The organism is Janthinobacterium sp. 1_2014MBL_MicDiv, from assembly GCF_001865675.1.
In the GTDB taxonomy this organism is placed as follows: domain Bacteria; phylum Pseudomonadota; class Gammaproteobacteria; order Burkholderiales; family Burkholderiaceae_D; genus Janthinobacterium.
The window spans coordinates 614,514-640,473 of record NZ_CP011319.1 but is presented as its reverse complement, the minus strand read 5'-3'; the positions used below and the strand labels follow the sequence as shown (position 1 = coordinate 640,473).

Genomic DNA, 25,960 nt, shown 5'->3' with positions numbered 1-25,960 from the left:
TTACTTCTCCAGCAAACGGCAGACCCGTTCGATGTTGCCTACGGGAATACCCGATTTCAGGGCGCGCGCGATGCAGCCCGCCTTGTCCGGTCCGGAGGCGGAAATCAGCACGAAAGCCGTCACCACCACGCTGATGGCGACGAGCACGATCAATACGCCTTTCACGATATCCCAGTTCATGGCGCCTCAGAAATGTCGTACGTGAAATCGTAATAATGCTTGCCGTCCGCGATGCGGATGGCCAGGCTGCCATGCAAGCCTTGCAACTGGCCCGTGCCCGTATCGGGCACCACCGTCACCGACAGGCTGGGCGTGCCGCGCGCCATGCTGCCGCTGTGCTGCAGGTAAAAGCTGCCTTGGCGGCCATCAAGCGTGCCCTCGACGCGCTCCAGCGCCACATAGCCGGCCGAGCCGGCCACACCGGCGCGCGCGCTGAGCATCTCGCCCTGCGCGCGGGCATCGAGGGCGCCATGGTAGCGCTTGTCCAGCGACAAACGCCCCAGCCCCGACTGCGCCGCCGTGTCCGACAAGTTTTCCGGGGTGATCGTGACGTCGAATTCGCCTGTAATCTGCGGCATCATGGCTCCTTGGCTAGTGAGGATGTGGCTGCCGCGTCCGGCCCGTCCAGCAACAGTTTCAATTTTTGCATGGTGGCCCAGTTGCGCGAGGTGACGCCGTCACCAAGCAAGACGCCCAGCGCCGCCACCACCTTGCTGGCCAGCACGCCATCGGGACACCAGGCATATGCGGCCCACTGGCCCAGCGCCAGCGCTTCCGGCTGCCACGACTGCTGCAGCAACGGCGCCAGGCGCTGGGCATCGGATGGCCTGTTCAGCACCAGCGCCAGCAGGCGCGCCGCATCGGCCGCCGGCGCCAGCGTGTTTTGTTCGATCAGCTCGGCAAATTGGCCGGCCGACAACACCGTCACGCGCGCCGCCACGCCCAGCTTCAATACCAGCGCTTCCTCGATGCCGGCCGCCGCGTCCGCCGGCGCCACCCTGCCCGCCTCGAACACGACGTTACCGCTGTTGAGCACGGTGCGCACATTCGTGAAGCCCAGATCGCCCAGCAGCTTGCGCAAGTCGGCCATGGCCACGCGCTTGGCGCGGCCGACATTGATGCCACGCAAGAACGCCACTTGCTGTCCGCTGTATACCTCTGTCATGTCGTTCTCCTTGCCTATGCCTGGCCGGCAGCGGCGCTGGCGGCGCCTTCCGGCAACGGCGTCACGCGGGGCAGTCGCAACAGGAACGTGGCGCCCTGTCCCAGGGTGCTGCTGACCGTGATGGTGCCGCCAAATTGCTTGGCGATCAAGTTGAACACGATGTTCAGTCCCAGTCCCGTGCCGCCCTGCCCGCGCCGCGTGGTGACAAACGGGTCGAACACGCGGTCGAGCATGTCCGGCGCGATGCCGCGGCCATTGTCGCGCACCTGCATTTCAATCCAGTCGCGGTCGCAGCGCACGCCGATGCGGATGCTGCCATCCGTGTCCGCATCGAACGCATGCTCGACGCAGTTCAAGACCAGGTTGGTCAGCACCTGCGCCAGCGCGCCAGGATAACTGTCGAACATGATGTCTGGCGGACAATCGATGACGATATCGATGCGCGTCTTCTTCAGGGTCGGCTGCAGGCTGGAGATCACCTCGCCGATATAATCGCGCAATTCGAACAAACGGCGCGCCTCGCTGACCTGATCGACGGCGATCTGCTTGAAACTGTGGATCAGGTGCGCAGCGCGGTAGGCATTGTTCATGATCAGACGCGCGCTCTCGCCGGCCGTCTCCAGATAGCGCACGATATCGGTCTTTTTCACGCTGCCGCCGGCCACGGCCTCGCTGATGGCGTCGGTGGCTTCCTTCAGCACGGAGGCGCTGGTCAGCGCGATGCCGACCGGGGTATTGATTTCATGGGCCACGCCGGCCACCAGGCTGCCCAGCGAAGCCAGCCGCTCCGACTGCAGCAGCGACTCCTGCGCGCGGCGCAGCTCGTCCATGGCCTGCGCCGTCTCCTGCTGCGAGCGGCGCGCCACGTCCTCGGCCTGGCGGCTGCCCTCGATGATGGACTTGAGCTTGCGCTGCACGGCATTGAAGCCGCGGATCACGTCGCCCAGTTCGTCGCGCCGGCTTTCCGGCAACTCTTCGACTTCATCGCTGCCGCGCGTGGCCAGGTCGAACAAGCCGTCGCGCAACTGTTTCAGGGGGCCGAAGACGATGCGCAGGCTCAGCACCAGCGCACCGACGAGAATGATGTCAAGCAGCAACACTTCCACCACCTTGCGCCGCACTTCGCTGCGCAGCGCCGCGTCGATCTGCTCGCGGCTGAAATTGACGATGACCTTGCCCACGATGACGGGCTTGCCGCCGCTGGCCGCGGCCACGGCGTCGCGGAACACGAGCGGCGCCTCGACGGGCGTGCCGCCGATGGCGACATCCGTTTCCAGCGGCACCAGGGTGCCCGAGGCGTCGCGCACCTCACCGGCGAACAGGCCTACGGAGGCATCGTAGACGCGGATGCCGACCAGTTCGGGCGGCAACATTTCCGCCGCCACGATGCTGTCGACCTTGGATTTGTCGAGATCCCACAGGGCCGATGGCAGGCTCGTCTGCAAGCGCGTGAGCACGCCGCTGCGCAGGCGCGCGCTGCCCGATTCCAGTTCCTTGCTCAGGGTATATTGGGTATAGCTGCCGGAAATGCCCAGCACCAGGGTGACGATCACGACGAAAAGCAGAGTCAGCCGGACTTGGATACTCACCATCAATCAACACTCCCCCGCGCCTGGCCGGTCGCTGGCCCGCGGCGCGGGCACAGATACGTCAGCAACACGTCAGCACAACTTGAAATGTACGGTATGACATGCTTATTGGCAAGATTTACAGCACCCTGCCGCCAGCAGGGGCATTGATCCAGGTTGAGACATTGCGACATGGCAATGGTAATATCCCGCAATCATCATAAGGAGTCGTCATGCCGGTCACGCATCAACACTTACCTTTGGAACAAGTTCGTCCTGGCATGATCCTGTCGGACGTCTTGCTCGATGCGCATGGACACGTGCTGTTGCCGCAAGGCGCCGTGCTGACGGAAAACATGCTGGCCCTGATGCCACGCCACGGCATCGACATGCTGCCGATCCAGGCGCCGCCGCCCTCGCCGGAAGCCATCGCCGCGCAGCAGGCCGCCGACCGCGAACGGCTCGCTTACCTGTTCCGCAAGCATGACCCCGACGATCCCGCCGAGGCGGCCACCACCTTGCTGCGCAGCTATGTCAGCAATTATCGCCTCGGCACGGGAGGTGCGGCATGAGCACCCAGCTGACGCTCGACGATATCGTCGCCCACCTCGATGACCTGCCTTCGCTGCCCGCCGTGGTCATGGAGCTGTTGAACAGCATCGACCAGGACGACGTGGATATTTCCGTGCTGGCCAAGAAAGTGTCGTACGACCAGGCCCTGACGGCGAAGACCTTGCGCCTGGCCAACTCCTCGCAATACGGCTTGCAGGTGAAGGCCACCACCATCCAGCAAGCGATTACCTATCTGGGCTTCCAGACCACGCGCAGCCTGATCACCTCGGCCGCCATCACGGGCTGCTTCCCCGAGGGCCGCTGTCCCGGCTTCGACGACAAGGCGTTCTGGCGCCACTCGGTGGCCACGGCCGGCTGCGCCAAGGTGCTGGCGCGGCAGATCCGCTTCAACCAGGATTACGCGTTTACGGCCGGCTTGCTGCACAACATCGGCCGCCTCGTGCTGGTCAGCAGTTTCCCCACGCAGTACGCGCAAGTCATCGCCCACCAGGCGGCGCACGATTGCAGCCTGCTCGAGGCGGAGCAAGCCGTGCTCGGCGTCGACCACGTGCAGGCGGGCGTGGCGCTGGCCGAACACTGGAATTTCTCCGACACCATGCGCCTGGCGATCGGCAACTACCTGCAGCCGGAAGCGCCGGGGGCAGGTTTCCTGGCCGCACTGATCCACGTGGCCAATGCCATCGTCTGCGCGCTCGACCTGGCGCAGGCGGGCGACGACATGGTGCCGCGCGTGTCGCCGGTGGCCTGGGATGCGCTGGGCCTGGGCGAGGAAACGTATCTGCAGCTGTTCCGCGAAACGGAATTGCGCTACGACGAAATCACCACGGCCTTGCTAAGCTGACGCCATCAAGCTGGCTCGGCAGACAAAGCCGCAAACGCAAACGGCCCTCGCCTGGAGGCGAAAGCCGTTATGGGTACTGCAACACATCCATCCTGCCCGGTCCACGCCAGCCTGTTGCCGCCAGCAGCTACGCAAGCGGAACAGTCAGCGCGCGACCGCCACATCAGTGCGCGTAATTCGATTCTTGCGCATCGCCGCGGTCTTCCGCTTTTGGACGGCCCTGGGCGTCGGACAAACGGTACTTGGTGCGGCGGTCGCCCATCAAGTCACGCAGGTCGCGGATGCTCATGCCCGTCACTTCGTGCATGCGGATCAGCAACGACGCGCCGACCGGCAAGCGGTGGTGGCGAATCTTGCTGATGACCGGTGGCGCCACTTCGAGCAGGCGCGACAGGGCTGCGTCGTTTTTCAGCTGCATCTTGCTCAGCAGAATATCGAGCAGGTGGTTAGGGTTGTACGTCTCTTGCGATGCTAATGCATGATGTGCCATGATTTTTCCTCGTCTAGTGAATGTTGAAAATAATGCCGATACGAACTTAAGGCTGGCTTAGAGTGTTTAAAAGTATTTCAAAACCGTCAGCCCCTCCCCTCCTATCGCACTGCCTGCACAGGACTCGCACAGCCACGTCCAGCCAACGTGCGCAGCTTGCCGCGTGAGTAAATAGCACTGCAATCCGATGAAATGAATTGCATATAAGACAATATACTAGCCCAAACAGGCAGCATCCGCGCCTCGCGCAACCTTCTTGATTGTTAAAGATCAATCAAGGTGCTGGTTGGCTTAACAACGATGCCTTTTCAACACATTAGGATGCCTGCGGGCGCACACAAGGCCTTGCAGCAACTTGTTACAAATCAATGGTGACGCAGGGCAATAAATGCTTTGCAGCATCGCCATCATCGTCAACGTTTCCATCTCGAAATCTTGTCGGCAAGGTAAGCACGACATGGCCCGTCCCGGCGATTTACGCTAAACTATGGACTGAACTTGCAGCGAGCCTGCCACCGGGCAGCCAGAGACGCCCGGCCGGTCATCCACCGCGCCCCGCCCTGAGCGCTCCCCTGCCCGACAGCATCCTGCCCAGCCATCTTATTTGCCGCCACATTTACCGATAAGCGCCAGACTCCATGCAGAAAAAAGTATTCATCAAAACCTTCGGCTGCCAGATGAACGAGTACGACTCGGACAAGATGGCCGATGTGCTGGGCGCCTCCGATGGCCTGGTGCGCACCGAGCACCCGGAAGACGCCGACGTCATCTTGCTCAATACCTGCTCCGTGCGCGAAAAGGCGCAGGAAAAAGTGTTTTCCGACCTGGGCCGCCTGCGCGAACTGAAGCTGGCCAAGCCACACCTGTTGATCGGCGTGGGCGGCTGCGTGGCCTCGCAGGAAGGCGATGCCATCGTCAAGCGCGCGCCGTATGTCGACATGGTGTTCGGCCCGCAGACGCTGCACCGCCTGCCGCAGATGATCGAGCTGCGCCGCGCCAGCGGCGCCTCGCAAGTCGACATCAGCTTCCCCGAAATCGAAAAGTTCGACCACATGCCGCCGGCCAAGGTGGAGGGCGCCTCGGCCTTCGTCTCCATCATGGAAGGTTGCAGCAAGTACTGCAGCTATTGCGTGGTGCCCTACACGCGCGGCGAGGAAGTGTCGCGCCGCTTCGAGGACGTGCTGACGGAAGTGGCCGGGCTGGCCGCCCAGGGCGTCAAGGAAATCACCCTGCTGGGACAGAACGTGAATGCCTACCGCGGCGCGATGGAAGGCGGCGACATCGCCGACTTCGCCCTGCTGCTCGAATACGTGGCCGACATTCCCGGCATCGAACGCATGCGCTTCGTCACCAGCCATCCGAAGGAATTCACGCAGCGCCTGATCGACGCCTACGCGAAGATCCCGCAGCTGGTCGACCACCTGTACCTGCCGGCGCAGCACGGCTCCGACAAGGTGCTGGGCGCCATGAAGCGCGGCTACACGGGCCTCGAATACAAGTCCATCATCCGCCGCATCCGCGCCGTGCGCCCGAACATGGCCATTTCCTCGGATTTCATCGTCGGTTTCCCCGGTGAAACCCAGGCCGACTTCGACGCCATGATGAAACTGATCGCCGACGTGGGCTTCGACAACAGCTACAGTTTCATCTTCAGCAAGCGCCCCGGCACGCCGGCCGCCAACCTGGAAGACGACACGCCGCACGACGTAAAACTTGCTCGCTTACAACAACTGCAGGCAGCCATCGACGCCAACACGCGCAAGTACAGCCTGGCCATGGTCGGCACGGTGCAAACCATCCTCGTCGAAGGCCGCTCGAAGAAGGATACGATTGATCGCGAACTGCAAGGCCGCACGGAAAACAACCGCGTGGTCAATTTCGACGCCGGCCCCGACGGTTTGCAACTGATCGGCCAGCTGGTCGACGTGCGCATCACCGAAAGCCATTCCTACACCCTGCGCGGCGAACTCGTCGCCGGCGCCCAAGCATTGAAAAGAGCCAGTTGAAAACCAAAGCCCCGATACAGCCGCATTATTTCATCCCCGAACCGCTCGACAACACGCGCCTGGCGCACCTGTGCGGACCGCTCGATGAAAACCTGCGCCAGATTTCCGCCGCCCTCGACGTGACGATCTTCCGCCGCGGCGAGAAATTCATCGTCGGCGGCAGCAATGCCGCGCGCGCCGTGGAAATCCTCGAGCAGTTCTACGCCATCGCCAACAAGGTCGTGCCGCTGGAAGAAGTCCAGCTGGCCCTGGTGGAGCAGCGCGCGGGCCTGTCCGCCGCCTCGGAACACCATGCCAACGCGCCCGTCAGCACCTTCGTCGAGCCGGACATCGCCAGCCCCGTGCTGAAGACGCGGCGCAGCGACCTGCGCGGGCGCACGCCGCACCAGATCGCCTACCTGCGCGACATCCTCGAGCACGACATCAGCTTCGGCGTGGGCCCGGCCGGCACGGGCAAGACCTACCTGGCCGTCGCCTGCGCCGTCGACGCGCTCGAACGCGACGCCGTCAAGCGCATCATCCTGACGCGCCCCGCCGTCGAAGCGGGCGAGCGCCTGGGCTTCCTGCCGGGCGACCTGGCGCAAAAGGTCGATCCCTACCTGCGTCCCCTGTACGATGCGCTGTATGATTTGCTGGGCTTTGACCGCACGCAAAAACTGTTTGAAAAACAGGTGATCGAGATCGCCCCGCTGGCCTACATGCGCGGGCGCACCCTGAACCACGCCTTCGTCATCCTCGACGAGGCGCAAAACACCACCGTCGAACAGATGAAGATGTTCCTGACACGCATCGGCTTTGGCAGCAAGGCCGTGGTGACGGGCGACGTCACGCAGGTCGACCTGCACAAGAGCCAGACGAGCGGCCTGATCGACGCCGTGCACGTGCTGAAAGACGTGCGCGGCATCGGCTTCACGCAATTTAACAGCACCGACGTGGTGCGCCATCCGCTCGTCGCCCGCATCGTCGACGCCTATGAAACAGCGCAGGCAGCCAGTGCCGACGCCGCCCAGTTGCTCCCCCTATTGAAACCAGCCAGCGCCAAAAATGTCCGAAAAAAATAAACTGTCCCTGTCCGTGCAATATCCGGATGCCCGCCTGGAAACCCTGATCACGCGGCCGAAAGTGCGCCGCTGGGTCAAGGCGGCCCTGTTCGCCCCGGCCGAATTCACGATCCGCTTCGTCGACGCAGAGGAAGGCCGTAGCCTGAACCGCGACTACCGCGAAAAGGACTACGCCACCAACGTGCTGACCTTTGCCTACAACGAAGGCGAAGAGCTGGGCGACGACGAGCCGACGCGCGCCGACATCATCCTGTGCACGGACGTGCTGGAAAAGGAAGCGCAGGAGCAAAAGAAGGGCGTGGAAGAACACACGGCCCACCTGATCGTGCATGGCGTGCTGCATGCGCAAGGCTACGACCACATGGATGACGAGGAAGCAAGCGAGATGGAAGGGCTGGAAACGGAGATCCTGGCCAAGCTCGGCATTACCGACCCGTACAAGGAGTAAGCGCATGGGAACCTGGGCCACCGACGCCTTCGGCAACGACTACGCCATGGATTGGGCGCAGGACTTGCACGAATATAAAACCCTGGAACTGGTCGAGACGACGCTCGACAACGTCATCGACAGCCCGCAAGCCGAACTCGAGGCGCCGTTCGCCGCCGAGGCGCTGGCCGCGCTGGAAGTGATCGCCCGCCTGCTGGGAAATCCGGGCGAGGATGACCCGGCCACCGCCGAAGTGGACGAATGGGTGGCGGCCTGCAAGAAGAAAGTCGCGCCGCCGTTGCTGGACAAGGCGCGCCTGGCCTTCGAGCGCATCACGGCCGATGCGTCGGAACTGCGCCAGCTGTGGCAGGACAGCGAGCATTACGCCGACTGGCAGGCGGACGTGGCGGACTTGCGCGCCCGCGTGCTGGGCCCGGAGGCTTGAAACGTCGCGCTACGGCGCATTATGCGTATTAAATTTGCATCAAAAGCGGGGAAATCCGGTAACGCCCCACTTTTGGTGTATCCTATATCCCTTCGCAACAACGGCTCACGCCTCCTATGCCCGAGCACCCTAGTGGCGTCAGAACTGACGTCAAGCCCCACCGGTCACTGTTTGAACGCCTGACCGCACTCATTTCCCCCGAGCCAGAGAACCGTGCAGAATTGCTCGATGTTCTACACGATGCGCATGAACGCAAGCTGATCGACGCCGACGCCCTGTCGATGATCGAAGGCGTGTTCCAGGTATCGGATCTCTGCGCGCGCGACATCATGATTCCCCGCTCGCAAATGGATGTCATCGACATCAGCAAGCCGATCGAGGAATGGATGCCCGAAGTCCTGTCCACCGCCCACTCGCGCTTCCCCGCGATCGAAGGCGAGCGCGACAAGGTTATCGGCATCCTGCTGGCGAAAGACTTGCTGCGTTATTACGCGGAAGAAACTTTCGACGTCCGCGACATGCTGCGCCCCGCCATCTTCATCCCCGAATCGAAACGCCTGAATGTGCTGCTGCGCGATTTCCGCGCCAACCACAATCACATGGCCATCGTCGTCGATGAATACAGCGGCGTCGCCGGCCTGATCACCATCGAAGACGTGCTGGAACAGATCGTCGGCGATATCGAGGACGAATACGACTTCGACGAAGCCGAGGACAATATCCTGTCGCTGAAGGAAGGCCAGTTCGGCCCCCGCTGGCGCGTCAAGGCGCTGACGGAAATCGAACAATTCAACGAGGAAGTGGGCAGCCACCTGGTGGACGACGACGTCGACACCATCGGCGGCCTGGTCTCGAAGTACCTGGGCCGCATGGCGCACAAGGGCGATATCTTCGACCTGGGCAACCTGCGCTTCGAGGTGCTGCGCGCCGATGCGCGCCAGGTGCACGTGCTGCTCGTCGAGCGCCTGCCCAACGTGCCGGAACTGGAACTCTGACATGCGCGTGCTGTAAATGCGTTTCAGACGCGCCGACCCCAACGCCCCCGCCAAACCGCCCCGCAGCACGTGGGCGCGCATGCTGACTGCCGCCATCGCCGGCGCCGTCGCCGTGCTGGCGTTCGCCCCTTTCGGCTACTGGCCGCTGCAAATCCTCAGCCTGGGCGTGCTGTTCTACCAGGTGCTGCGCGCCGCGAGCGTGAAAAGCGGTGCGCTGATCGGCTGGGCCTATGGCTTCGGCTGGTGCGCGGCCGGCACGCACTGGCTGTATATCTCCATGCACCGCTATGGCGACATGGCCGCGCCGATCGCCGTCATCGCCGTGGCCCTGCTCGCGCTGCTGATGGCCATCTACGTGGCGCTGGCCATGGGCGCGGCCGCCTGGCTGCGCCGCCGCTGGGTGCTGTCGCTGCCGGCAATGACGCTGTTGATCTTGCCATCCCTGTGGACCCTGTTCGAATGGACGCGCGGCTGGCTGTTTACAGGCTTCCCGTGGCTGGCCACGGGCTACGCCCACAATACCGGCCCGCTGAGCGGCTTTGCCCCCATCGTCGGCGCGTATGGCCTGGGCTGGCTGGCAGCCCTGTCCGCCGGCGCCCTGCTCTTGCTGACGCACCGCACGCGCTGGAACGCGCTGGGCGGCCTGGTGGCGCTGTACGCGGCCGGTATCGGCCTGCAATACGTGAACTGGACCCACCCGGTGGGACGTCCGATCACGGTGCGCCTGTTGCAGGGCAATGTGCCGCAGCAGCAGAAATTCGACCCCGGCTTCGTGCTCGGCGCCCTGCAGATGTACCAGAACGCCATCACCAGCGCCCCGGCCGACCTGATCGCCACGCCGGAGACGGCCGTCACCGTGTTGCCGCACCAGCTGCCGGCCGGCTATCTCGACAACCTGGCCACGTACGCGCAGCAGACGGGCAGCACGATCCTGGTCGGCATGCCCGTGCTCGACGAGCAGCAGCGCTTCTACAATGCGGCGCTGGGGATCACGCCCAACAGCACGCCGGGCCCGTACTACCAGTACCGCAAGCACCACCTGGTGCCGTTCGGCGAATTCGTGCCGCCTGGCCTGCACTGGTTTGTCGCCATGATGGCCATCCCGCTGGGCGACATGGGCCGCGGCGCCGAAGTGCAAGCGCCTTTGCCCGTGCGCGACCAGCTGGTGCTGCCGAATATCTGCTATGAAGACCTGTTTGGCGAGGAAATCGCCGGCCAGCTGGCCAGCGCCCACCGCAGCGGCAAGCAATCGGCGTCGGTGCTGCTGAATATCTCGAACCTGGCGTGGTTCGGCGACTCGATCGCCATCCCGCAGCATCTGCAGATTTCGCAGATGCGCAGCCTGGAAACGGGCCGCCCGATGCTGCGCTCGACGAACACGGGCGCCACGGCCGTCATCGACGGCAAGGGCGTGGTGCAAAGCCTGCTGCCGCCGGAACAGCAAGCCACGCTGGCGGCCAAGGTGCAGGGCATGGGCGGCATGACGCCATACATCCTGTACGGCAACAAACTGGTGCTGGCCCTGGCCGCGCTGGCCCTGCTGACGGCCTTCCTGCTGTCGCGCGCCGCCCGCCGTGGCGCCGCCAGGCAGGAATAAGCGGCCGATATTGCCCGAAGAGTCACAGTGGGCCCGTAAAAACCGCTAAAATTAGCAAAACCCCGGCCCGGACGCGCTTTCCAAGCAGGCGCCCGGGCTTCAAGCAAACCCCTTACAGCGCGCAGCCTGTCCGCGCGGCGAACTCATACGATGCTCACATTTCAACAAATTATCCTGACCTTGCAAACCTATTGGGACAAGCAAGGTTGCGCCCTGCTCCAGCCCTACGACATGGAAGTCGGCGCCGGCACCTTCCACACCGGCACCTTCCTGCGCGCGATCGGCCCGGAACCCTGGCGCGCCGCGTATGTGCAGCCGTCGCGCCGGCCGAAAGATGGCCGCTATGGCGAAAACCCGAACCGCATGCAGCACTACTACCAGTACCAGGTGGTCCTGAAGCCGGCGCCGGAAAACATCCTCGACCTGTATCTGGGCTCGCTGGCCGCGCTGGGCCTGGACCTGAAGCAGAATGACGTGCGCTTCGTCGAAGACGACTGGGAAAGCCCGACCCTGGGCGCCTGGGGCCTGGGCTGGGAAGTCTGGCTGAACGGCATGGAAGTGACCCAGTTTACCTACTTCCAGCAAGTGGGCGGCCTCGATTGCAAGCCCGTGCTGGGCGAGATCACCTACGGCATCGAACGCCTGGCCATGTACCTGCAAGGCGTGGAAAACGTGTACGACCTGGTGTGGACCGAGTGGGAAGAAAACGGCACGACCAAGAAACTGACCTACGGCGACGTCTTCCACCAGAACGAAGTGGAGCAATCGACCTACAACTTCGAACACGCGAATACGGACTTGCTGTTCGAACAATTCGGCAACTACGAAGCGGAAGCCAAGCGCCTGATCGAGCTGCAGCTGACCCTGCCCGCCTACGAAAAGATCATGAAGGCTTCGCACAGCTTCAACATGCTCGATGCGCGCGGCGCCATTTCGGTGACGGAACGCGCCGCCTACATCGGCCGCGTGCGCACCCTGTCGCGCCTGGTGGCGCAAGCGTATTACGACTCGCGCGAGCGCCTCGGTTTCCCGATGCTGCCCGCCGCAGACCAATCCGCCGCCTAATTCGAGCCTCCACACCGCCGTACCAGACAAGAACACCATGAACCAAACACTGCTCATCGAACTGCTGACCGAAGAACTGCCGCCGAAAGCGCTGGCCAAACTGGGCGCCGCCTTTGCCGCCGGCATCGTCAACGGACTGAAATCGCGCGACTTCCTGGAAGCCGACAGCGTCGCCACCAGCTACGCCTCGCCGCGCCGCCTGGCCGTCTCCATCACCAATGTGCGCGAAGTCTCGCCCGACAAATCGATCCGCGAAAAGGTCTTGCCCGTCTCCGTGGCGCTGGACGCGAACGGCAACGGCACGCCGCCGCTGGCCAAGAAACTGGCCGCGCTGGGCTTCCCCGAACTGACGCTGGCCGAGCTGGAACGCGCCGTCGACGGCAAGGCCGAGAGCTTCTTCTACACGTACACGGCGCCAGGCAGCCAGCTCGCCACCGGCGCGCAGGCGGCATTGACGGAAGCGGCCGCCAAGCTGCCGATTCCAAAACTGATGAGCTACCAGCGCCCGGACGGCACCACCGTGCAATTCGTGCGCCCGGCCCACAGCCTGATCGCCCTGCACGGCATCAACGTGCTGCCCCTGACCCTGCTGGGCCTCGCCGCCGGCCGCACGACGCTGGGCCACCGCTTCCTCACCGATGGCGCGCCGATCACCATCGCGCACGCGGAAAACTATGCGGCCTCGCTGATCCTCAACGCCAGCGTCATCGCCAGCAACGAGGAACGCAAGGAGCGCATCCGCGCCCAGTTGCTGGACAAGGCCGGCGCCGACCAGGTGCTGATGCCCGAGGCGCTGCTCGACGAAGTGACGGCCCTGGTCGAATGGCCGGTCGTGTATGAATGCCACTTCGAGGAAGAATTCCTGGCCGTGCCGCAGGAATGCCTGATCCTCACCATGCAGACGAACCAGAAGTACTTCGCCCTGACCGACAGCGACGGCAAGCTGCGCTCGCGCTTCCTGATCGTCTCGAACATCGCAACGGACACGCCCGAGCACATCATCGGCGGCAACGAGCGCGTGGTGCGACCGCGCCTGTCGGACGCCAAGTTCTTCTTCGAGCAGGACAAGAAGAAGACGCTGGCAGCGCGCCTGCCGCTGCTGGCCAATGTCGTCTATCACAACAAGCTGGGCACGCAGGCGGCACGCACGGAGCGCGTCAAGTCGCTGGCCGGCGCCATCGCCGCCAAATTGCACTACGACGTGGCCCTGGCCGAACGCGGCGCCCTGCTGGCCAAGGCCGACCTGCTGACCGACATGGTGGGCGAATTCCCCGAGCTGCAAGGCATCATGGGCACGTATTACGCGCGCCATGACGGCGAAGCCGAGGAAGTGGCGCTGGCCGCCTCCGAGCACTACCAGCCACGCTTTGCCGGCGACAGCCTGCCGACCACCGCCACCGGCACCGCCGTGGCGCTGGCCGACAAGCTCGAAACCCTGGTCGGCATCTGGTCCATCGGCCTGGCGCCGACGGGCGACAAGGACCCGTTCGCGCTGCGCCGCCATGCCCTCGGCGTGCTGCGCATGCTGCTGGAAAAACGCCTGCCCCTGTCGATCCAGGGCTTGCTGGCCGACGCGGCAGCGCAATTTGCCGCCATCCCCGGCTTCAAGGATCCGGTGGCCGATGTCACCACCTTCATGCTCGACCGCCTGCGCGGCATCCTGCGCGAGCGCGGCTTCTCGCCGAATGAAATCGAAGCCGTCGTGGCGCAGAATCCTGACCGCCTGGACGACATCGTGCAGCGCCTGGAGGCAGTGCAGGCCTTTGCCGCCCTGCCGGAAAGCGCCTCGCTGGCCGCCGCCAACAAGCGCATCACGAATATCCTGAAAAAGAACGAGGAAGCCGTAAGCCAGGTGGCTGCCGGCGGCGTCAACGTGGCGCTGCTGCAGGACGAGGCGGAGAAAAAACTCGCCGCCGCCGTCTCGCGCGTGCAGCCGGAAATCGACGCGGCGTTTGCCAAGGGCGATTTTGCGGGCACCCTGCAAACGCTGGCGCAGCTGCGCGACGACGTCGACGGCTTCTTCAACGACGTCATGGTGATGGCCGAGGATGTCGCCCTGCGCAACAACCGCCTGGCATTGCTGTCGTCGCTGCACGGCATGATGAACCGCGTGGCCGACATTTCCAAGCTGGCGGCATAATGGGCATTCCGGCGCTGAAACTGATTATTCTCGACCGCGACGGCGTCATTAATCATGACTCGCCGGACTTCATCAAGTCGCCGGCCGAATGGCTGCCGATTCCCGGCTCGCTCGAAGCGATCGCCCGCCTGAACCAGGCAGGCTATCGCGTGGTGATCGCCTCGAACCAGTCGGGCATCGCGCGCGAGTACTTCGACATGACGGTCTTGAACGCGATCCACCAGAAGATGCACACGCTGGCGCAGCAGGTGGGCGCCGATATCGACGCCATCTTCTTTTGCCCGCATGCGGGTGCGGACAATTGCGACTGCCGCAAGCCCAAGCCAGGCATGTTCCATGAAATTTCGCAGCGCTACAACACCAGCCTGAAAGGCGTGCCGACCGTTGGCGATTCGCTGCGCGACCTGCAGGCCGGTTTCATCAGCGGCTGCACGCCCTACCTGGTATTGACGGGCAAGGGCGAAAAAACCAACGAGACGGGCGGCCTGCCACCCGGCACCCAGGTCTTCCCCGACCTGGCGGCCGTGGTCGGCCACCTGCTCAAGGCGCCAGTCGTACCGGCGCCCACCGTGGCATTCAGTATCTAATCTTCGGAGAACCGCATTGCGTAATATTTCCCTGTTCCTGCGATCCCTGCTGTTCATGATCATCATGATCGTGGCCACCATCGTCTGGGCCTGCGTGTGCTTTTTTGCCGCGCCATTGAGCTACAACAAGCGCTATTGGGTCACCTCGCGCTGGAATGTGTTTATCCTGTGGTGTGCCAAGGTCATTTGCGGCATCCGCTACGAAGTCAAAGGCGCCGAGAACTTCCCCGACGCGCCGGCCATCGTGCTGTCGAAGCACCAGTCGGCCTGGGAAACCATCTTCCTGCTGCCCAGCCTGCCCCGTCCGCTGGTATATGTGTTCAAGAAGGAGATCCTGTACATCCCGTTCTTCGGCTGGGCCATGGCGCTGCTGCGCATGATCCCGATCGACCGCAAACAGGGCAAGCATGCGTTCAAGAGCGTGGTCGCGCATGGCAAGCGCCGCCTGGCGGACGGCCAATGGATTATCATGTTCCCCGAAGGCACCCGCATCCCGGTGGGCCAGACGGGCAAGTACAAGAGCGGCGGCACGCGCCTGGCCATTGCCACGGGCGCCGTGGTGGTGCCGATTGCGCATAATTCAGGCGAATGCTGGCCCAAGCAGTCATTCCTCAAACGCCCGGGATTGATCACCGTCTCGATAGGCAAACCGATTTCGCCGGAAGGGCACACCCCGGACAGCATGATGCAACAGGTGGAAAATTGGATAGAATCAGAAATGCGCGTCATTTCGCCTCACGCCTACAACGCTGGCTAGACGGCATCAGCGCGGTCATCCAGGAGCCGACCCTGCGCCAGCAGATGAAGACCATCAAGGTCGGCGACCAGCAACTGGATCTGTTCGCGCACGACGTCTCGACCAGCACGCCCCTGGCGGTGCGCCCCACGGCACCGCCAGCGCCGCCCGTGGTGGCGCCGGTCCACCTTGCGCCACCGCCCGTGGCGCCCGTCTCGCCCATCGCTGTTCCTGTTCCCGCTCCCCCTGCCCTGCCTTCCCCGCCACGCACCGCCGACGGCCCGCCATTGCGCCAGCTGCAGCTGGGCAGCCACCTGGTCGAATTTGCCCTGCGCCGCTCCACGCGCCGTTCCATCGGCTTCATGATCGACGATAACGGCTTGCGCGTCACGGCGCCCAAGCGCGTCACCCTGGCCGAAATCGACAGCGCCATCCGCGCCAAGCAGGGCTGGATCGTCTCGAAGCTGCTGGAACGGGGCGAGCGCAAGGTGCAGCGTCAGCAGCGGGCCCCGATGGAATGGATCGATGGCGCCACGCTGCCCTATCTCGGTGGCGAAATCACCCTGCGATTGCACCAGGCACCGCGCCACCGCGCCAGCTTCCAGCGCGAGACGAACGAGCTGCACGTATGGGTCACACCCGCAGGCAGCGAGCAGCAATTGAAGGAAAAAGTGAAAGCCTGGTTCCAGCACGAGGCGCGCCAGCTGTTCGAGGCGCGGCTGGACCTGTATGCGGACAAGCTGGGCGTGCGCTACGACTCGCTGTCGCTGTCCTCGGCCGGCACGCGCTGGGGCAGCTGCACCATCGAGCGCAAGATCCGCCTGAACTGGCGCCTGATCCATTTCGCCCTGCCGCTGGTCGACTACGTGGTCGCGCACGAATTGTCGCACCTGCTGGAAATGAACCACAGCCCCCGCTTCTGGGCCACCGTGGAATCGATCTATCCCGATTACGACGGCGCCAAGCAGGCGCTGAGGAAGCGCTCGCAAGAGCTGCCAGTCCTGTTCGCGTAAACAACATTGTTGGCGTCGCCTGTCGGATTACGCGCAAGCGCTAATCCGACCTACCTCGATCACGGCAGTAGTCGCCTGTCGGATTACGCGCAGGCCCTAATCCAACCTACCTCGATCACGGCAGTAGGTCGGATTAGGCCGCAGGCCGTAATCCGACAACATTGTTGGCCGTGTATCCATTACGGCAACAGGGGCTTGATGGCCGCTATCGTGCGCGGCGTGGCGCCGCGGTGCTGCGCCGCGAACGCCAGCGCTTTAGCTCCCATCGCCGCCAGGCGCGCCGGATCCCGCAGCAGTGCCGACGCTTGCATCATCAAGGCATCGGCATCGGCCACCAGCGCGGCGCCGCCGGCGGCAATCGCCTGCTCCGTCACCAGCGCAAAATTGAAGGTATGCGGCCCGATCAGCACGGGCTTGCCCAGCGCCGCCGGCTCGATCAGGTTTTGCCCGCCCAGCGGCAGCAGGCTGCCGCCGACAAACGCGCAGTCGCAAGCCGCGTAATAGGCAAACATCTCGCCCATGGTATCGCCCAGCAGCACCTGCGTGCCCGCCGCCACGACGCCATCCCCGGTCAGGCTGGAGCGGCGCTGCACGGCCAGGCCGTGCGCCAGCACCATTTTTTCCACCTCGTCGAAGCGCTGCGGGTGGCGCGGCACGATCAGCAGCAGCACGCCGGCAGGCTGGCTGGCGCGCAGCCAGGCGTCGAGGATCAATGGCTCCTCCCCTTCGCGCGTGCTGGCGCACAGCAGCACGGGGCGGGCGCCGATGGCGCCGCGCAGCCACGCTCCGGTCGCCAGCGCGGCATCGGGCACGACGACGTCGAACTTGATGCTGCCCGTGACCACCACGTCCGGCACGCCCAGCTGGCGCACGCGCTGCGCGTCGTCCTGCGTCTGCGCCGCCACCAGCGTGATGCCGCGCGCGGCGTCGCCTATCAGCTTGCCCAGGCGCTGCGCCTTGCCCAGCGAACGCTGCGACAGGCGCGCATTGGCCAGCACCACGGGCACGCCGTGGCGATTGCATTGGTGGATCAGGTTCGGCCACACTTCCGTCTCCATCAGGATGCAGATGCGCGGCGCAAAGTGACGGATGAAACTGGCCGGCATGGCGCCCGTATCGTAGGGCAGGTAGCTTTGCAAGAGGCGCGCGCCGTGCTTGGCGAACAGCGACTTGCCCGTGGCGCGCCCCGTCGGCGTCATGTGCGTGAGGACGATGCGGCAAGCGGGCCATTCAGCCAGCAGCGCATCGATCAGCGGCTCGGCCGCGCGCGTCTCTCCGACGGAGACGGCGTGCAGCCAGATCGTAGGAGGAACAGGGGCAGGCCGGCGGCCGTAGAAGCCGAGGCGTTCGCCCCAGTGCTGGCGATAGCCGGGCTCCTGGCGGCCCCGCAGCCACAGCCGCGCCAGCACCAGTGGCAAGGCCAGCCACCAGGCAAGGGTATAAAGAAGTCGCATGATGATTTGAACGTTGAAGTCAGGCGGGAGGATAGTCGGCCAGCAGGCGCTGTGCCGCGGCCAGCACTTCCGGCACGCCGGGCGGCGTACCTTTATCGCCCAGGTTGATGATTTTCGGCGACCAGTTGCCTTCCGTTTTCCACAGCGGCGAATCGGCATAGATTTCCACCGTTGGCCGCAAAAAGGCGGCGGCGATATGCGTCAGGCCCGTATCGACGCCGATTACCAGCGCGGCGCGGCGCGCCAGCATGGTGGCGTCGCTCATCGACAGTTTCGGCAGCACGCGCGCATTCGGCAGGCTCGCCGCCAGCAACTCGGCTTCCGCCTTTTCCTTGGGCGAACCCCAGGGCAGCAAAATCGGCATGGGCGAGAGCGCGTGACCGAGGGCGATCCAGTTTTCCGGCGCCCATTTCTTGGCGTCGCGCGCCGTGCCATGGAAATACACGGCATACGGCGCCTCGCCCATCCAGTCCGGGCGCGGCTCGCTGCCTGACACTTCCGGCAAGCCGAAATCGGCCGGCGTGTCGACCGTGTAGCCCAGGGCGGCGGCGGCCACCAGCCGGCCACGCGCTACCGCATGCGTGCGCGGGTCGAGGGGTATGCTTTTCGTGTGAAACAGGCGCGAGATGCCTTCGTAGCCCGAGCCTTCGCTGCCGTTGGCCAGGCCGACTTTCTGGCCGCCCGGCGCCAGGCGCGCGGCGCCCATGATGATGCCCGTCTTGAGCAAGCCCTGGGTATCGAACACATAATCGTAGCGCGTCTGGCGCAGGCTGCGGAAAAAGGCGGCAATTTCCGCGCGCGTCTCTTTCTTGCCCAGGCTCTTGCGCCAGCGCCGCAGCGCGAATGGGAAGATGGTGCCAACGCGCGAATTCAGGCGCACCAGGCTCGTGTAGCCCTCCTCGACCACCCAGTCGATGGTGGCGTCCGGATAATGGCGGGCGATGTCATGCACCATCGGCAGGTTGTGCAGCACGTCGCCCAACGAGGAAACGCGCACCAGCAGGATTTTCAGGGGCGCCTGTGCGCCGGATTGAGCGGTCATGGCGTCAGAACGGCAGGACAGCGTCAGGCTTGGCAGCGAGGATCACGCGCTTGAACTGATCCTGTATGCGCGCCAGGGCTGCCGGCGTTTCCGCCTCGAAGCGCATGACGATCACCGGCGTGGTGTTCGACGAGCGGGCCAGGCCGAAACCGTCGGCGTACTCCACGCGCAAGCCATCGATGGTGATGATCCGTTCATTGCCGGGGAAGAGGGCGTCGCGGCGCAGCACGTCCATCAGCGCGACGTTTTCGCCCTCCTTCAGTTCCAGCTGCAATTCAGGCGTGCTGTCGGACTGCGGCAGGCTATTCAGCAAAGCGGAAGGATCGGCCTCGCGCGTGAGGATTTCCAGCAGGCGCGCAGCCGCATACAGGCCGTCGTCGAAGCCATACCAGCGGTCCTTGAAGAAGATATGGCCGCTCATTTCGCCGCCCAGCGGCGCCCCCGTCGCGCGCAGCTCGGCTTTCACCAGCGAGTGGCCCGTCTTGCACATCAACGGCACGCCGCCATGCTTGCTGATCCACGGCGCCAGGTGGCGCGTGCATTTCACGTCATACAGGATTTGCGCGCCTGGATGGCGGCTCAGCACGTCGGCCGCAAACAGCATCATCTGGCGGTCAGGGTAGATGATCTGGCCATCCTTGGTGACCACGCCCAGGCGGTCGCCGTCGCCGTCGAAGGCGATGCCGATTTCGGCATCCGTCCCGGCCAGGCAGCGGATCAGGTCCTGCAGGTTTTCCGGATGCGCCGGATCGGGGTGGTGATTGGGGAAACTGCCATCGACGTCGCAGAACAGCTCGATGACATCGCAGCCCAGGCCACGGAACAGATCGCCCGCGAACGCGCCAGCGACGCCATTGCCGCAATCGACGGCGATCTTGATCGGGCGCGCCAGCTTCACGTCGCCGAGGATGCGCTCCAGGTAGGCGGCGCGGATGTCGTGCGTGGCGTAGCTGCCCAAACGGGCAATGTCAGTGGTGCCGACGTCCTGCGCCACGATGCGGTGGTACAGTGCCTGGATCGCCTCGCCGTGTATCGCTTCGCCGTCCAGCACCATCTTGAAACCGTTGTAGTTGGGCGGATTGTGGCTGCCCGTGACCATGATGCCGGAGCGCGTATCGAGCACATTGGTGCCGAAGTACACCATCGGCGTGGCCACCACGCCCAGGTCGATCACGTCGACGCCTGCGGCCTGCAGGCCCTGCGCCAGTGCCGCCGTCAATTCGGGGCCGGACAGCCGGCCATCGCGGCCGATCACTACCCGCTTTTCTCCCTTTTCCAGGGCCGCCGCGCCAAACGCCTGTCCAATCTTGTGGGCTACGCCGGCATCGAGGGTTTGAGCGATGATGCCGCGAATATCGTAGGCTTTGAAGATCGTTCTTGACAGTGGAAGCATGGTTTGGTCGGTATGAAGTTGGGCCCAAGGTATGGTGCATGGCAGGCATACGCTTGCAACTGCGCCAAAAGTATACCGGATTATACGCGCAGCAGATCGATGGACTTGCCCGATTCCACCCACTGCCTGACCCACAACGGCTGGCGGCCACGGCCTGTCCACTGCTCGGCCGCATTGTCCGGATGGCGATAGCGCACCGCGACCTTGCCCGTGCGCGGATGCAGGCCGTCGAGTATCAATTGCTTCAGTGGAATGCCTGCCTGCTGCGCAATCGCCATGATCTGTTCGCGCGCCTTGTTCAAATCGTCACGTTCGCGGCCCTGCAATTCCTGCTTGACGCCATCGTCCAGTTTACGCAATTCCAGCATCGTCATCGTTGACAGATCCATCACTTACATCCTTTACGTTAATCTGAGTAATAATAAAATCCCATGAAATATACTACATTGTAAAAATATCTGCGTGCCGCCTGAATAATCACCAGCCATAGCTTTGCATTCGGAATTTTATTTACATGGCCAACATTAAGATTAAATGAAGAATATGACGGCAGGGCGAAATGGATAATCAATAAACATGGCGGGATTCGCTTTTCTCAAAACAGCGCGCATCGCTTTCTTATAAGAAAGGCGGCGTGCAAGCCAGCCAATCCGCAGCATGCCGGCGCATATTATTCAGCAGCGATCTATTTGCCATGCTGGCAGCACGGCATGCATAACGCAATCGCCTTCGGCAGCGTTTTATTCTCGGTATCACGCGCGGTGTTCCGATAGCGGCGGCGGCAGAATAAAACGGAAATGGCCAGCCGCGATAATCGGCGATGCTGCCGCCCTTCCCTGCATGGCGGGCGCGCCATCCGCCCTGTCGCCATCAAAGCAGCCGGTTTCAGGCATCATGCATGTAATAATGAGATCGTCCAGCCATCCACCATCTCCAGCACACATGAAAACCTATTTTATCGGCGATCTGCAAGGCTGCCATGCACAGACTGTCGAATTGATCGAACAGATCCAGGCGGCAGCCGATGGCCCTTACCGCCTCCTGTTTGCGGGCGACCTGATCAACCGCGGCCCCGCCTCGCTGGCCACCTTGCGCCATGTCCATGCGCTGGCGCGGCAAGGCCTGGCCGACAGCGTGCTGGGCAACCATGACCTGCACCTGCTGGCCGTGGCCAACGGCATCCGTCCACAGCACGCGTCCGACACGCTGGCCGAAATCCTCGATGCACCCGACCGCGAGGAATTGATCGCCTGGCTGCGTTGCCGCCCCCTGGCGCTGGCGCATGACGGCCATCTGCTCGTGCATGCGGGCTTGCTGCCGCAATGGAGCGCGCAGCAGGCGCTGGCCTTGAGCGGCGAAGTGTCGGCCATGCTGCGCAGCGATGACTGGGCCGGTTTCCTGCGCACGATGTACGGCAACGAGCCGGCCGCCTGGCGCGACGACTTGCAGGGTGCCGACCGCCTGCGCTGCATCGTCAATGCCATGACGCGGCTGCGTTTTTGCACGCCGGACGGCGTGATGGATTTCAAGATGAAGGAAAGCGGCAGTGCGCCGCCCGGTTCAGGCCTGCTGCCGTGGTTCGACGTGCCGGGCCGGCGCAGCGCCGGCGACACGGTGGTCTTCGGCCACTGGTCGGCGCTGGGACTGCAATTGCGGCCCCACCTGATCGGCCTCGATAGCGGCTGCGTCTGGGGTGGAAAACTCTCCGCCGTGTGCCTGGAAGACCGTTCGCTGCTGCAGGTGGCCTGTCCCGCGTTTCAGCAACACAGTGGCAAGCAGTAAATCAGCGGCCGCATATGCTTAGTCAAAATGTGTCGTTGGTACCGCGTCGCGTCCATCGTATGATGGTATTTTTGCCCCTCCACGCAGATGAATCCTGATACCGACAGGCTGGCACGCTGGCTGCTTGGCAGCCTGGAGCTCGACACCGCCGTACTGCACGTGGGCCAGTATTGCGGCCGCTGGCGCGCCTCCACGGCCGGCCGGGAGCTGGGCAGCTTCCACCTGGTCCTCGATGGCCACTGCTACCTGCATTTCGATGGCGCCGCGCCGATTGCCCTCGGCCCGCGCGACGGCGTCTTCCTGTTGCGCGACCTGCCGCACTTCCTCAGTCCCCACAGCGATCCGCTGCAGGCCGTCAGCGCGCAGGCGATGCTGCCGCTACAGGCGCCCACCAACGGCCTGGCAACCTCGCTCGCCTGCGGCTTCTTCCAGTTCCGCGGCGTGGCATCAAAACTGATCGTCGACTCGTTCCCGCCCTACCTGCTGATACGCGGCGACGCCCCCGCCTTCAGCGCCGCCGCCTCGCTGTTCGACCTGATCCTCGGCGAAGCGGGCGGCGATCCTGAGCAGCCGTCGCCGCTGATCGCCCGCCTGGTCGAACTGCTGTTCTTTTACCTGATACGCCATGTGGCACAGGGCGAGCACGTGGCGGCCGGCCTGCTGTCGCTGTTGTACCGGCCCGAGTTCTCGCCGCTGCTCGAACGCATGCTCGATGCGCCCGCCGACGACTGGTCGATCGAGAACATGGCCAAGGCGGCCTGCATGTCGCGCGCCAGCTTCTGCAAGCATTTCGCCAGCGCCAGCGGCCACTCGCCAGCCCAGTTTTTGCTCATGCTGCGCATGAAGATCGCCGCGCGCCGGCTGCACGATGGCGCATCCGTCGAGCGCGCGGCCGAACTGGTGGGCTACCGTTCGCACGCCGCGTTTACGCGCGCCTTCAAGCGGGTCACGGGCGAACAGCCAGGCGCGTACCGGCGCGACCAGCGCTTGCGCCAGCTGGCCAGCTGAGATCAAGGATCGGGAAATCGCAGACGAACGAGCACAAAAGGGCGACGCTCACGTCTGTTGCACGCACGATATGGCCGATATAATGCCTGGGTGACTTACTAACTTAGCAAGGTACCCCATGTCCCGTCTGACGCTGCACACCCTCGACACCGCCCCGGCCGACAGCCGCCCGTTCGTGGAAAAGGCCATCGCCAACAATGGCTTCCTGCCCAACCTGATCGGCGTGCTGGCCAATGCCCCGCTGGCACTGGAAACCTATCTGACCGTCTCCGGCATCAATGCGCGCGCCAGCCTGAGCCTGATGGAGCGCGAGGTGGTGCAGATCACGGCCGCGCGCATCCACGGCTGCGACTTCTGCATCGCCGGCCATAGCGCCATCTCGCTGAAAAAAGCCGGCCAGACACCCGATATCGTGCGCGCCCTGCAGCACGGCAAGCCAACGGGCGACGCGCAACTGGACGCCGTCGCCGCCTTCGCCACGGCCGTCATCGCCACGCGCGGCGCCGTCGCCGACAGCGAGTATCAAGCCTTCCTGGCGGCCGGCTACAACGAACAGCAGGCACTGGAAGTGGTGCTGGGCATCAGCCTGGCCACCCTGTGCAATTTCTCCAACAGCCTGGCCGGCACGCCCGTCAATCCGCAGTTGACGCCCTACCTGCCCGGCGCCGTCTGAGATGGCGAACCTCACTCACTGGCTGCACATGCATGCCGACCAGCTCGACCAATCGTCGCAGCTGGCTGAAACCGTCCTGCCGGCGCTGGCCGGCGACAAGCTGCTGGCCATCGGCGTGCCGCAGGAACATGGCGGTGCGGGCGGCGACGTGCGCGATGCCATCGACGCCATCGCCAAGGTGGCCGAGCAATCGGTGACGGCGGCCTTTGTCTTCTGGGGCCAGCGCTGCTTCATCGAATTCCTGCTGCAAAGCGGGAACCGCGCGCTGGCCGAGCGGCGTTTGCCGGCCCTGCTGGCAGGCACGCAGGCGGGCGCCAGCGGCCTGTCGAACGCCATGAAATTCTTGTCCGGCATCGAACAGCTGCAAATCACGGGCGCGCGTCACCAGGATGGCTTGCTGATCGATGGCGGCCTGGCCTGGGTGACGAACTTGCGCAAGGCGGGCTTTGTCGCCGCCGCCGCCGTGGCGCCGAATGATGGCGCGCCCCCCGTCATCGTCGCGTTCGACAGCAGCGAGCCGGGCGTGCAGCGCAGCGATGACCTGGACCTGATCGCCCTGCGCGGCAGCAATACGGCATCCGTCAAGCTGGCGCAGGTGCACATTCCCGCCGCTGACATCATCAGCGACAACGCGCCGGCCTGGCTGCCGCAGGTGCGCCCATCATTCCTCGGCATGCAGTGCGGCCTGTCGATCGGACTGGCGCGCGCCAGCCTGGCGCAGGCGGCGCAAATTTCCGCCGGCTCGCGCAACCAGCTCACGCCGCGCATCGAGGCGCTGCAATCGACACTGTCGACGGCCGTCGACACCTTGCTGGCCGGCGTGCACGATGGCCGCTTCAAGACGCAGGCGCCGGCCATGTTCCGCCTGCGCATACAGCTGGCAGAACTGCTGCAACAGGCGCTGATGCTGGAACTGCAGGCGATGGGCGGGCGCGCCTACCTGAACGCCGAACAGCAGGGCTTTGCCCGCCGCTGGCGCGAATCCTCGTTCATCCCCATCGTCACCCCGAGCCTGACGCAATTGCAGGCGGCCTTGCAGCTGTTCGACAGCCAGCAGGCCGCGAAGGCGGCGGGAGCGCAGGCATGACGGCAGCAGCGGAACCGCAGGACTGGGCGCTGCAGGCGCAGGACCTGAGCTTTGCCTATCCGGGAAGCGCGCCCGTGTTCCGGCACGTCGCGCTGGGCGTGCGCAAGCGTGAAATCGTCTGCCTGCTCGGTGGCAGCGGCTGCGGCAAATCGAGCCTGTTGCGCGTGCTGGCCGGCCTGCAGCCGCCATCGACGGGCGAGATCCAGTTCCTCGGCGCGCCCATGCGCGAGCCGGACCCGCGCAGCGCCCTCGTCTTCCAGCAAGCGAGCCTCTTGCCCTGGCTGAACGTCACGGGCAACGCCGGCTTCGGCCTGGACTTCAAGCACCAGCCGCAGCTGACGCGCGAGGCGCACCAGGCGCGCGTGGCGCAAGCCATCGACGCGGTGGGCTTGAAGGGCCGCGAAAAACTGTACCCCTCCGCGCTGTCGGGCGGCATGGCGCAGCGCGTGGCGCTGGCGCGCGCGCTGGCGCGCGAGCCGGAATTGCTGTTTGCCGACGAACCGTTTTCCGCGCTCGACGCCATCACGCGCGCCGAGATGCAATCGCTGCTGGTCGACGTGGTGCACCGCTGGCATACGGCCGTGCTGCTCGTCACCCACGATATCGACGAAGCGATCCTCGTGGCCGACCGCATCCTGCTGATGGGTGGCAAGCCAGGCAACATCGTGCGCGAATGGCCCGTCGCCATCGACCAGCCGCGCATAGGCCACAGCGCCGACGTCATCGCCCTCAAGATGGATATCCTCGACGCCCTGCAAACCCTGCAACGACAGGACCAGCAGCCAGCCTTCGCCCCCCTATAACCAATCGGA

General features: G+C 64.3%; 27 protein-coding genes. 18 read left to right on the top strand and 9 right to left on the bottom strand.

The features are described 5' to 3' along the window. The 4 genes from YQ44_RS02785 to YQ44_RS02770 are packed head-to-tail and all read right to left on the bottom strand — an operon-like array spanning position 1 to position 2,757. Entirely contained in the window at positions 1 to 180 is a 180-nt protein-coding gene (locus tag YQ44_RS02785; RefSeq protein ID WP_071322077.1) for a hypothetical protein, read from the bottom strand. Further along, positions 177 to 581, bottom strand: coding sequence for a DUF3224 domain-containing protein (locus YQ44_RS02780; protein ID WP_071322076.1), 405 nt, complete (start codon positions 579 to 581; stop codon positions 177 to 179). Before YQ44_RS02780 ends, YQ44_RS02785 begins: the two co-directional genes overlap by 4 nt. Then, a complete protein-coding gene (locus tag YQ44_RS02775) occupies positions 578 to 1,165 on the bottom strand; it encodes a DUF1697 domain-containing protein (protein ID WP_071322075.1) in 588 nt (195 codons plus the stop codon). Before YQ44_RS02775 ends, YQ44_RS02780 begins: the two co-directional genes overlap by 4 nt. 14 nt (positions 1,166 to 1,179) lie before the next feature. Further along, positions 1,180 to 2,757, bottom strand: coding sequence for a sensor histidine kinase (locus YQ44_RS02770; RefSeq protein ID WP_071322074.1), 1,578 nt, complete (start codon positions 2,755 to 2,757; stop codon positions 1,180 to 1,182). A gap of 209 nt (positions 2,758 to 2,966) precedes the next feature. On the opposite strand from YQ44_RS02770, the gene YQ44_RS02765 reads away from it, so the two are divergent. Together YQ44_RS02765 and YQ44_RS02760 are read left to right on the top strand one after the other, a co-directional pair. Continuing rightward, positions 2,967 to 3,305: a hypothetical protein gene (locus YQ44_RS02765; RefSeq protein ID WP_071322073.1), complete on the top strand. Its 339-nt coding sequence runs from the start codon at positions 2,967 to 2,969 to the stop codon at positions 3,303 to 3,305. Continuing rightward, positions 3,302 to 4,147: an HDOD domain-containing protein gene (locus YQ44_RS02760; RefSeq protein ID WP_071322072.1), complete on the top strand. Its 846-nt coding sequence runs from the start codon at positions 3,302 to 3,304 to the stop codon at positions 4,145 to 4,147. The genes YQ44_RS02765 and YQ44_RS02760 overlap by 4 nt, the downstream gene beginning before the upstream one ends. A gap of 163 nt (positions 4,148 to 4,310) precedes the next feature. On the opposite strand, the gene YQ44_RS02755 is transcribed toward YQ44_RS02760, so the two are convergent. Next, entirely contained in the window at positions 4,311 to 4,637 is a 327-nt protein-coding gene (locus tag YQ44_RS02755) for a hypothetical protein (protein WP_071322071.1), read from the bottom strand. 638 nt (positions 4,638 to 5,275) lie between these two features. On the opposite strand from YQ44_RS02755, the gene miaB reads away from it, so the two are divergent. The 11 genes from miaB to YQ44_RS02700 all read left to right on the top strand — a co-directional run bounded on the left by miaB (position 5,276) and on the right by YQ44_RS02700 (position 16,709). Then, positions 5,276 to 6,643 carry a tRNA (N6-isopentenyl adenosine(37)-C2)-methylthiotransferase MiaB gene (gene miaB, locus YQ44_RS02750; RefSeq protein WP_071322070.1) on the top strand — a complete coding sequence of 456 codons (1,368 nt, stop codon included), beginning with the start codon at positions 5,276 to 5,278 and terminating at the stop codon, positions 6,641 to 6,643. Continuing rightward, positions 6,640 to 7,704 (top strand): PhoH family protein, encoded by a 1,065-nt coding sequence (locus tag YQ44_RS02745; RefSeq protein ID WP_071322069.1) that lies wholly within the window; start codon positions 6,640 to 6,642, stop codon positions 7,702 to 7,704. The genes miaB and YQ44_RS02745 overlap by 4 nt, the downstream gene beginning before the upstream one ends. Further along, entirely contained in the window at positions 7,688 to 8,152 is a 465-nt protein-coding gene (ybeY, locus tag YQ44_RS02740; RefSeq protein ID WP_071322068.1) for an rRNA maturation RNase YbeY, read from the top strand. The genes YQ44_RS02745 and ybeY overlap by 17 nt, the downstream gene beginning before the upstream one ends. A 4-nt stretch (positions 8,153 to 8,156) precedes the next feature. After that, positions 8,157 to 8,576: a DUF4259 domain-containing protein gene (locus YQ44_RS02735; RefSeq protein ID WP_071322067.1), complete on the top strand. Its 420-nt coding sequence runs from the start codon at positions 8,157 to 8,159 to the stop codon at positions 8,574 to 8,576. Between the two features lie 116 nt (positions 8,577 to 8,692). Beyond that, positions 8,693 to 9,571 (top strand): HlyC/CorC family transporter, encoded by an 879-nt coding sequence (locus YQ44_RS02730; RefSeq protein ID WP_071075558.1) that lies wholly within the window; start codon positions 8,693 to 8,695, stop codon positions 9,569 to 9,571. Positions 9,572 to 9,650: 79 nt separating this feature from the next. Continuing rightward, positions 9,651 to 11,168, top strand: a complete 1,518-nt coding sequence (gene lnt / locus YQ44_RS02725; protein WP_083412094.1) for an apolipoprotein N-acyltransferase — start codon at positions 9,651 to 9,653, stop codon at positions 11,166 to 11,168. Positions 11,169 to 11,318: 150 nt separating this feature from the next. Next, positions 11,319 to 12,233, top strand: coding sequence for a glycine--tRNA ligase subunit alpha (gene glyQ, locus YQ44_RS02720; protein ID WP_071322065.1), 915 nt, complete (start codon positions 11,319 to 11,321; stop codon positions 12,231 to 12,233). A 37-nt stretch (positions 12,234 to 12,270) separates the two neighbouring features. Beyond that, entirely contained in the window at positions 12,271 to 14,373 is a 2,103-nt protein-coding gene (gene glyS / locus YQ44_RS02715) for a glycine--tRNA ligase subunit beta (RefSeq protein WP_071322064.1), read from the top strand. Continuing rightward, positions 14,373 to 14,960, top strand: coding sequence for a D-glycero-beta-D-manno-heptose 1,7-bisphosphate 7-phosphatase (gmhB, locus tag YQ44_RS02710; RefSeq protein WP_071322063.1), 588 nt, complete (start codon positions 14,373 to 14,375; stop codon positions 14,958 to 14,960). Before glyS ends, gmhB begins: the two co-directional genes overlap by 1 nt. Positions 14,961 to 14,976: 16 nt before the next feature. Further along, the gene (locus YQ44_RS02705; RefSeq protein WP_071322062.1) at positions 14,977 to 15,717 is read left to right on the top strand and encodes a lysophospholipid acyltransferase family protein; all 741 of its coding nucleotides are present in this window, start codon (positions 14,977 to 14,979) and stop codon (positions 15,715 to 15,717) included. Between the two features lie 44 nt (positions 15,718 to 15,761). After that, positions 15,762 to 16,709: a M48 family metallopeptidase gene (locus tag YQ44_RS02700; RefSeq protein ID WP_071322061.1), complete on the top strand. Its 948-nt coding sequence runs from the start codon at positions 15,762 to 15,764 to the stop codon at positions 16,707 to 16,709. 179 nt (positions 16,710 to 16,888) lie between these two features. On the opposite strand, the gene waaA is transcribed toward YQ44_RS02700, so the two are convergent. The 4 genes from waaA to YQ44_RS02680 all read right to left on the bottom strand — a co-directional run bounded on the left by waaA (position 16,889) and on the right by YQ44_RS02680 (position 20,987). Beyond that, positions 16,889 to 18,163, bottom strand: coding sequence for a lipid IV(A) 3-deoxy-D-manno-octulosonic acid transferase (gene waaA, locus YQ44_RS02695; RefSeq protein ID WP_071322060.1), 1,275 nt, complete (start codon positions 18,161 to 18,163; stop codon positions 16,889 to 16,891). Between the two features lie 19 nt (positions 18,164 to 18,182). Continuing rightward, a complete protein-coding gene (waaC, locus tag YQ44_RS02690) occupies positions 18,183 to 19,205 on the bottom strand; it encodes a lipopolysaccharide heptosyltransferase I (protein ID WP_071322059.1) in 1,023 nt (340 codons plus the stop codon). A 4-nt stretch (positions 19,206 to 19,209) separates the two neighbouring features. After that, a complete protein-coding gene (locus YQ44_RS02685) occupies positions 19,210 to 20,598 on the bottom strand; it encodes a phosphomannomutase/phosphoglucomutase (RefSeq protein ID WP_071322058.1) in 1,389 nt (462 codons plus the stop codon). A gap of 80 nt (positions 20,599 to 20,678) precedes the next feature. Continuing rightward, positions 20,679 to 20,987: an H-NS histone family protein gene (locus YQ44_RS02680; RefSeq protein WP_071322057.1), complete on the bottom strand. Its 309-nt coding sequence runs from the start codon at positions 20,985 to 20,987 to the stop codon at positions 20,679 to 20,681. Between the two features lie 553 nt (positions 20,988 to 21,540). Between YQ44_RS02680 and YQ44_RS02675 the strand changes: the two genes are divergently transcribed. The 5 genes from YQ44_RS02675 to YQ44_RS02655 all read left to right on the top strand — a co-directional run bounded on the left by YQ44_RS02675 (position 21,541) and on the right by YQ44_RS02655 (position 25,951). Continuing rightward, a complete protein-coding gene (locus YQ44_RS02675) occupies positions 21,541 to 22,380 on the top strand; it encodes a symmetrical bis(5'-nucleosyl)-tetraphosphatase (RefSeq protein ID WP_071322056.1) in 840 nt (279 codons plus the stop codon). An 87-nt stretch (positions 22,381 to 22,467) separates the two neighbouring features. After that, positions 22,468 to 23,388, top strand: coding sequence for an AraC family transcriptional regulator (locus YQ44_RS02670; RefSeq protein ID WP_071322055.1), 921 nt, complete (start codon positions 22,468 to 22,470; stop codon positions 23,386 to 23,388). Between the two features lie 118 nt (positions 23,389 to 23,506). Next, positions 23,507 to 24,061: a carboxymuconolactone decarboxylase family protein gene (locus YQ44_RS02665; RefSeq protein ID WP_071322054.1), complete on the top strand. Its 555-nt coding sequence runs from the start codon at positions 23,507 to 23,509 to the stop codon at positions 24,059 to 24,061. A 1-nt stretch (position 24,062) separates the two neighbouring features. Beyond that, positions 24,063 to 25,148, top strand: coding sequence for an acyl-CoA dehydrogenase family protein (locus tag YQ44_RS02660; protein ID WP_071322053.1), 1,086 nt, complete (start codon positions 24,063 to 24,065; stop codon positions 25,146 to 25,148). Continuing rightward, the gene (locus tag YQ44_RS02655; RefSeq protein WP_071322052.1) at positions 25,145 to 25,951 is read left to right on the top strand and encodes an ABC transporter ATP-binding protein; all 807 of its coding nucleotides are present in this window, start codon (positions 25,145 to 25,147) and stop codon (positions 25,949 to 25,951) included. The genes YQ44_RS02660 and YQ44_RS02655 overlap by 4 nt, the downstream gene beginning before the upstream one ends. The last annotated feature ends 9 nt before the right edge of the window (positions 25,952 to 25,960 follow it).

Excerpts from the sequence above, each read along its gene's own strand:
- YQ44_RS02785 (WP_071322077.1), bottom strand. The coding sequence starts at position 180 with ATGAACTGGGATATCGTGAAAGGCGTATTGATCGTGCTCGTCGCCATC.
- YQ44_RS02730 (WP_071075558.1), top strand. The coding sequence starts at position 8,693 with ATGCCCGAGCACCCTAGTGGCGTCAGAACTGACGTCAAGCCCCACCGG.
- YQ44_RS02660 (WP_071322053.1), top strand. The coding sequence starts at position 24,063 with ATGGCGAACCTCACTCACTGGCTGCACATGCATGCCGACCAGCTCGAC.
- YQ44_RS02775 (WP_071322075.1), bottom strand. The coding sequence starts at position 1,165 with ATGACAGAGGTATACAGCGGACAGCAAGTGGCGTTCTTGCGTGGCATC.
- YQ44_RS02770 (WP_071322074.1), bottom strand. The coding sequence starts at position 2,757 with ATGGTGAGTATCCAAGTCCGGCTGACTCTGCTTTTCGTCGTGATCGTC.
- YQ44_RS02670 (WP_071322055.1), top strand. The coding sequence starts at position 22,468 with ATGAATCCTGATACCGACAGGCTGGCACGCTGGCTGCTTGGCAGCCTG.
- miaB (WP_071322070.1), top strand. The coding sequence starts at position 5,276 with ATGCAGAAAAAAGTATTCATCAAAACCTTCGGCTGCCAGATGAACGAG.
- YQ44_RS02755 (WP_071322071.1), bottom strand. The coding sequence starts at position 4,637 with ATGGCACATCATGCATTAGCATCGCAAGAGACGTACAACCCTAACCAC.
- YQ44_RS02760 (WP_071322072.1), top strand. The coding sequence starts at position 3,302 with ATGAGCACCCAGCTGACGCTCGACGATATCGTCGCCCACCTCGATGAC.
- YQ44_RS02735 (WP_071322067.1), top strand. The coding sequence starts at position 8,157 with ATGGGAACCTGGGCCACCGACGCCTTCGGCAACGACTACGCCATGGAT.
- YQ44_RS02665 (WP_071322054.1), top strand. The coding sequence starts at position 23,507 with ATGTCCCGTCTGACGCTGCACACCCTCGACACCGCCCCGGCCGACAGC.
- gmhB (WP_071322063.1), top strand. The coding sequence starts at position 14,373 with ATGGGCATTCCGGCGCTGAAACTGATTATTCTCGACCGCGACGGCGTC.
- lnt (WP_083412094.1), top strand. The coding sequence starts at position 9,651 with ATGCTGACTGCCGCCATCGCCGGCGCCGTCGCCGTGCTGGCGTTCGCC.
- YQ44_RS02700 (WP_071322061.1), top strand. The coding sequence starts at position 15,762 with ATGAAGACCATCAAGGTCGGCGACCAGCAACTGGATCTGTTCGCGCAC.
- YQ44_RS02680 (WP_071322057.1), bottom strand. The coding sequence starts at position 20,987 with ATGGATCTGTCAACGATGACGATGCTGGAATTGCGTAAACTGGACGAT.
- YQ44_RS02765 (WP_071322073.1), top strand. The coding sequence starts at position 2,967 with ATGCCGGTCACGCATCAACACTTACCTTTGGAACAAGTTCGTCCTGGC.
- glyS (WP_071322064.1), top strand. The coding sequence starts at position 12,271 with ATGAACCAAACACTGCTCATCGAACTGCTGACCGAAGAACTGCCGCCG.
- YQ44_RS02780 (WP_071322076.1), bottom strand. The coding sequence starts at position 581 with ATGATGCCGCAGATTACAGGCGAATTCGACGTCACGATCACCCCGGAA.
- YQ44_RS02685 (WP_071322058.1), bottom strand. The coding sequence starts at position 20,598 with ATGCTTCCACTGTCAAGAACGATCTTCAAAGCCTACGATATTCGCGGC.
- YQ44_RS02675 (WP_071322056.1), top strand. The coding sequence starts at position 21,541 with ATGAAAACCTATTTTATCGGCGATCTGCAAGGCTGCCATGCACAGACT.
- waaA (WP_071322060.1), bottom strand. The coding sequence starts at position 18,163 with ATGCGACTTCTTTATACCCTTGCCTGGTGGCTGGCCTTGCCACTGGTG.
- YQ44_RS02655 (WP_071322052.1), top strand. The coding sequence starts at position 25,145 with ATGACGGCAGCAGCGGAACCGCAGGACTGGGCGCTGCAGGCGCAGGAC.
- ybeY (WP_071322068.1), top strand. The coding sequence starts at position 7,688 with ATGTCCGAAAAAAATAAACTGTCCCTGTCCGTGCAATATCCGGATGCC.
- glyQ (WP_071322065.1), top strand. The coding sequence starts at position 11,319 with ATGCTCACATTTCAACAAATTATCCTGACCTTGCAAACCTATTGGGAC.
- waaC (WP_071322059.1), bottom strand. The coding sequence starts at position 19,205 with ATGACCGCTCAATCCGGCGCACAGGCGCCCCTGAAAATCCTGCTGGTG.